Here is a 3,874-nt window from a genome sequence, read left to right as displayed (position 1 = left end):
TCCTTTGTACTCACCCTCTCGGGCTTTCCTCCGGGCGCTTCCCTTCGGTCTTGCGTTTCCGACTCTATCAGATCTTTCCGATCCGATTTCCTCGGCGCTTTCCAGGTTCCCGCTTCCGCGTTTCCCTTTCCGGCGGCTCCGACTTTATCAGAAGTTTTGGACCGGACTGACCGGCCATCCATTTCCGATTCATCGGGGGTGGCTTCATTGATATCGATGAGATCGACGTTTCAAGAAGCTCATAGATTCTAACCCGTCGCCGACCGGATCTCCTCCAGTCCAGGCAACTGTTCGAATCTACCTCCCCGCAGGCTCCGTGTCAACAGTTTCTGCGGGACGACGAGGAGACTAGCAGCTCAGCAGACCTGTCCGCACATCAGGCGGCGGTCGGCACGGTCGCGCTGCGCTCGGCGGCGTCGACGTCGCCGGTGGCCCCCTCCCGGGCCGCTCGACCGCCGAGGACATAGACGTAGGCGAGAAAGGCCAGTTCGGCCGCGATGCCGATGGCGATCCGGGCCCAGGTGGGCAGGCCGGAGGGGGTGATGAAGCCTTCGATGGCGCCCGACAGGAAGAGAACGAGTGCCAGGCCGATGGCCATGCCCACGGCCGCCCGGCCCTCCTCGGCGAGAGCGGTGCGGCGGGTGCGGGGGCCGGGGTCGATGACGGTCCAGCCGAGGCGCAGCCCCGTTCCCGCGGCGACGAAGACGGCGGTCAGCTCCAGCAGGCCGTGCGGAAGGACGAGGCCGAGGAAGATGTCGAGCCGGCCGGCCGACGACATGAGGCCGATGCCGACGCCCAGGTTGAGCATGTTCAGGAAGAGGATCCAGAGCACGGGCAGGCCCAGGAAGATGCCCAGCACCAGGCACATCGCGGCTGCCTGGGCGTTGTTCGTCCACACCTGTGCGGCGAAGGACGTCGCCGGGTGGCTGGAGTAGTAGGTCTCGTACCCGCCACCGGGGCGGGTGAGCTGGCGCAGTTCGCTGGGCGCGCCGATGGCCGCCTGGACCTCGGGATGAGCGCCGATCCACCAGCCCAGGAGCGCGGCGACGACGGTGGACAGGAGCGCGGTGGGTACCCACCAGTGGCGCGAGCGGTAGACCGCGGCCGGGAAACCGTGGGTGAGGAAGGTCGTGACGTCGCGCCATGAGGCACGGCGGGTGCCTGTCACGGCACTGCGCGCGCGTGCCACGAGCTGACTGAGGCGCCCCGTGAGCTGCGGGTCGGGTGCGCTGGACTGGATCAGCGACAGATGGGTCGCGGTGCGCTGGTACAAAGCGACCAGTTCGTCGACCTCGGCTCCGGTGAGGCTGCGCCGACGCCCGAGCAAGGCGTCCAGGCGGTCCCACTCCGCGCGATGGGCGGAGACGAAGACATCGAGGTCCATCGGTGTGCCTGCTCCTCGGCTTGTCGGCGGGCTCGTCGCGGATGTCAGCTTGTCGTACTGCGGCGCGATGTGCCCTCAGCTTGGCAGACTGACGGTTCTCAGGGCAGGGCAGGGAAGGGAAGGACGGCGGGCGTGAGTGAGCTGGTGACGGGCGAGGCGGTGGCGCTGGAACTGCGCCCGGCGAAACTGCCGAGCAGGGCGCTGGCCGTGTTGCTCGACCTGGTGGTGGCCGGGATCGTCTACATCACCGTGTCGATCGGCCTGGCGATCGCCACCGCGTCGATGGACGACGCGGCGCAGATGGCCGTGTCCATCGCGACGTTCATCCTGGTGCTGGTGGGCGCGCCGATCGCGGTCGAGACGCTCAGTCATGGGCGCTCGCTCGGAAAGATGGCGTGCGGTCTGCGGGTCGTACGGGACGACGGGGGGCCCATCCGGTTCCGGCACGCGCTGGTGCGCGGCGCGGTGGGTGTGGTCGAGATTCTCATGACGTTCGGTGTGGTCGCCTGCGTCGCCTCGCTCATGTCGGCGCGCGGTCGGCGGCTCGGGGACGTTTTCGCCGGTGCGCTGGTCGTACGCGAGCGCGTGCCGATGGCGCGTAACGCGTTCGTGCCGCCGCCTCCGCCCTGGCTGTCGGGGCGCTTCTCGGCACTCGACCTCTCCGCGGTGCCCGATGCGCTGTGGCTGGCGATCCGTCAGTACCTGACGCGTATGCAGCAGCTGGATCCGCAGGTCGGCTGGACGATGGCCGAGCGGCTCGCGTCCGATCTCGCGGCGCGGACGGGCTCGCCGGTGCCGCCGGGCGTTCCGTCTGCCGCCTATCTGGCGGCGGTGCTGCAGGAGCGGCAAGCGCGTGAGGTTCAGCGGGCCTACGGCAAGGGTGCCGGGGCCGGTGGACAGGTGGCGAGTGCCGCCGGTGCCGGTGCGTGGGCGCCGCAGGTCGCCGGGGGTGGGGCCGTGGCCGTGCAGAGGAACGAGGCTGGTGGCTACGTGTCGCCCACGCCTGCTCCCGTGGCTCCCTCGCCCTCGCCCTCTCCCGCGACTTCTTCTTCTGCCCCCATGGCTCCTGCTCCGGCCGCGTCGCAGGCCGAGCAGGGCGCGGCCCCGCGGGAGTCGTCGAGCGACCGGCCGGCCGGAGGCTTCGCGCCCCCGGCGTGACACCGGCCGCGCGGGCCAATCAGACAGAACAGGCCGATCAGACCGAGCAGGCCGAGCAGACCGAGCAGGCCGAGCGCAGTCGGACGGTCAGCCGAAAGCCGGACCGTCATCGAAACCTGGCCCGGCATCGAAGTCCGGCCCGGCATCGAAGCCCGCGCCGTCGGTCTCCGGCCGGTCGAAGCGCGACGGCGGTGTGTCGAGGTCCTCGAGTTCGATGCCCGGCGCCGCCAGCACCACGTCCCCGGCGAGGTGTACGGCGTGCTGCTCGCCCGTGTCCAGGGCTGTGACCTGGTACTCGTCCACGGTCAGAGGGCCGTTGTCAGTGGCGTGTGCTTCGCTGTTCACCAAGGCCCAGGACTGGTCCACGGTGAGCGGGGCGAGGACCGGGTCGGTGAAGGCGACCAGGCGTACGCGGGTCGCCTGTCCGGAGGGGGTGAGGCGCAGGAGACGGGCCGTGGCGACAAGGAACGCGGGGGACGTGCCGGTGAAGGCGTGGGCGCGCACATTGCCCTCGGTGGCATGGGTGCCGGTGGGGTCCGTGCGGACCCAGGTGACGCCGTCGATCGCGGCGCCGCGCACCTGCCAGCTTCCCGCGTGGAGCTCCAGGCGGATGGGGCGGCCGAGCTCGTCGAGGGCCAGGTCGACGGAGCCGTGGTGGTCGCCCGACGGAGTGGTCAGCTGGGAGACATAGCGCCAGCCCGAGGGGCCGGGCGCGCAGTGGAAGTGCTCGACTGCGAGGGGGGTGTGATCGTGCGGATCGTGGAGCGAATATCGGCCGCGGGGCATGGGGGTCCTGGGTTCTGACGGGCTGGTCCGGTCGCCCGGTGAAGCGAGGCGGCCTGGGCTGTCCGCCTCTGTGAGGCGGGTGGTCTTGGAGGCTCGCCTCGGTGAGGTGACTGGTCGTGAGGTGACTGATCCGTGAGGTGAGTGGTCCCGGAAGCCTCGGTGAGGTGACTGGTCCGGAAAAGGGGCAGGCCCCCGGCACGGGGGTGCGGGGGCCTGCCTCGAAGGACCTGGCGCTGCGGTGCGTGTCAGTGACGGGACACGCACCGCGGCGGGCCGGGCTGCCGGACTGCCGCCGGGAGGCGGAAGGGGCAGCGGTCCGACTCAGTAGCGGTAGTGGTCCGACTTGTACGGGCCCTCGACGTCGACGCCGATGTACGAGGCCTGCTCCGGGCGCAGCGTGGTGAGTTTGACGCCGAGTGCGTCGAGGTGGAGGCGGGCGACCTTCTCGTCGAGGTACTTGGGCAGGGTGTACACGCCGGTCGGGTATGCGGTCTGCTTGGTGAACAGCTCGATCTGGGCCAGGGTCTGGTCCGCGAAGGAGTTGGA

The 3,874-nt window shown here is 70.1% G+C and carries 4 protein-coding genes; 1 reads left to right on the top strand and 3 read right to left on the bottom strand.

Annotation, left to right across the window (positions count from 1 at the left end; translation table 11 throughout):
* Positions 1 to 376 precede the first annotated feature (376 nt).
* Entirely contained in the window at positions 377 to 1,384 is a 1,008-nt protein-coding gene (locus ABZZ79_RS39530; RefSeq protein ID WP_356697504.1) for a stage II sporulation protein M, read from the bottom strand.
* A 132-nt stretch (positions 1,385 to 1,516) separates the two neighbouring features.
* Here ABZZ79_RS39530 and ABZZ79_RS39525 point away from each other — a divergent pair, with 132 nt between their 5' ends.
* Complete coding sequence (locus ABZZ79_RS39525) at positions 1,517 to 2,542, top strand: RDD family protein (RefSeq protein WP_356697502.1); 1,026 nt, start codon at positions 1,517 to 1,519, stop codon at positions 2,540 to 2,542.
* An 87-nt stretch (positions 2,543 to 2,629) separates the two neighbouring features.
* Here the strand turns inward: ABZZ79_RS39525 and ABZZ79_RS39520 are convergent, their stop codons facing one another.
* Together ABZZ79_RS39520 and ABZZ79_RS39515 are read right to left on the bottom strand one after the other, a co-directional pair.
* Positions 2,630 to 3,328, bottom strand: coding sequence for a hypothetical protein (locus ABZZ79_RS39520; protein WP_356697500.1), 699 nt, complete (start codon positions 3,326 to 3,328; stop codon positions 2,630 to 2,632).
* A gap of 321 nt (positions 3,329 to 3,649) precedes the next feature.
* Positions 3,650 to 3,874, bottom strand: a 225-nt coding sequence (locus ABZZ79_RS39515; RefSeq protein ID WP_356697498.1) for an adenosylhomocysteinase, incomplete at its 5' end; no start/stop codon positions are given.

This window comes from Streptomyces sp. NPDC006458 (assembly GCF_040612135.1).
GTDB lineage: Bacteria > Actinomycetota > Actinomycetes > Streptomycetales > Streptomycetaceae > Streptomyces.
Note: the sequence above shows the minus strand (reverse complement) of the source record. Positions and strands in the feature narration are given on the sequence as shown.